Source organism: Chryseobacterium subflavum, from assembly GCF_055762745.1.
Genome location: NZ_JBVTMR010000014.1, coordinates 1 through 1,802, shown reverse-complemented (window position 1 = coordinate 1,802; position 1,802 = coordinate 1). Strand labels below are relative to the sequence as shown.

The following is a 1,802-nucleotide window of genomic DNA, read 5'->3' as shown; positions in this document are numbered from 1 at the left end:
AAGCATTACTCCTACATAATCGCCTTTCTTGATTCCATAAGCACTTTGAAGCTGAAGAGCAAGGCTGGATGCTTTTTCATTCAATTCGATATAGCTTAAGCTAAGATCATCAAAAACAACAGCAATATTGTCAGGAGTAACATTCACCTGATCTTCAAATAAACTAAGAATTGTTGTACCTGCAGGATAAGCAACTTCTGTAGCGTTAAGCTCATTGATCAGGAACTCTCGTTCAGAGAAACTTAGATAATCTAATTCCGAAAGAGGAGTATCAATGTACGTTTTAAATTGGTTAAGAGCATTTTTCAAATGAGAAACCAGAATCTTGATAAAAGAAGAATATACTGATGCATTGTATTCAAAATCCATATTTAAATGATCCTCATATGGTTCTGCGACTAATGTAAAGTTATAGTTGGATTGATCAAAAACTTTTACTTTTTCAAAGTTTTCATTCGGTTCATTCTTTACGTAGTTTTCAAATATAATAATGTTGCTTAGCAAATCTTTCCCTAAAGAAGATAAGGATTGAATTTCCGCCAAACTGTTGAAATGATATCCTGTATTCTGTATAGAATTCTGATGTACTTTTTTCAAAAGGCTACGCGGTGTATCATCTTTGTTAACCAAAATCCTTACAGGGATGGTATTGATAAACAATCCGACCATACGTTCTACGTCCTCAATTTCTGCCGGTCTTCCTGACACAACAGCTCCGAATATGATTTCTTCTGAGGAATTGTATTTACTTAAAAGATAAGACCACACACCCTGTATATAAGTATTGAGAGTAATTCCAAGTTTCTGACACAGCTGATCAATTTCTTTAAATTCATCTCCCACCACACTAAATTTTTCGGTAACAAAATGAGGAGGTTCTTCTTTGGAGTTCTTTTCAAAAGGTATAAGCGTTGGAGCATTAATTCCTTCTAAATAGTTTTTCCAATGCAACATTGCCGAATCTTTATCAATCCCGCTTAGCCATTTAAGATAAGCAGAATATTTCTGAGGTTCTGGTAAATTGGCTTCCAGACTTTGTTTAAGCGAGTCTAATATTGCAGAGAAATCGTTGATCAGGATACTCAGACACCATCCATCCATAATGATATGGTGATAACTCCAAATAAACTCATATGTATCATTTGATAATTCTACTATTATCAAACGTAATTGTGTAGGTTGATTCAGAGCAAAACCACGGATAATATCATTTTCTTTAATAATCTCCAGATCGTTTTCCAGGGAATCTTTAGATCCTATTGTATGATATTTAAAGTCAACTTGTGCTTTTTTGTGAACGATCTGCAAAGGAACTTCTCCATAACGATTATCAAAAGAAGTCCGTAAAACCGTATAGCGATTGACAAGGATTCCAAATGCCTTTTCTACTTCTGACAGATCAAAATCCTCGGATTTTGTCCTGTACGAAGTCTGCATGAAATACGTGGCTCCTTTGGGTTCCACAAGCCAATGGTAATACAAGCCCTGCTGCATTGGCGAAAGCTCATAAATATCTTCAATATCCCCTTTCTTATTGATCTCCTGAATCGTATTGAATGACAATCCTTTATAAGTAAGATCTGATGGTGTTAAAATCACCTCTGAGCCTTCACTCTCACCAATCATTTTCTCCAATTGATTCTGATAGCTATCCATCAGTTTCTGAACCGTAGCTTCAGTAAAGAGATCTCCTGAATAACGGATCGTGATAGTCATGGCACCACTCATCGTGATTCCTGAAACATCCAATAGAATATCGGTTCCTAGGTTTTCTTCAGATACCGGATTCCCGATAAACTCTG

General features: G+C 35.8%; 1 protein-coding gene. It reads right to left on the bottom strand.

Annotation, left to right across the window (positions count from 1 at the left end):
- Positions 1-1,802 (bottom strand): condensation domain-containing protein (locus AC0INN_RS21725; RefSeq protein ID WP_306615098.1); only part of this gene is annotated, 1,802 nt, incomplete at both ends.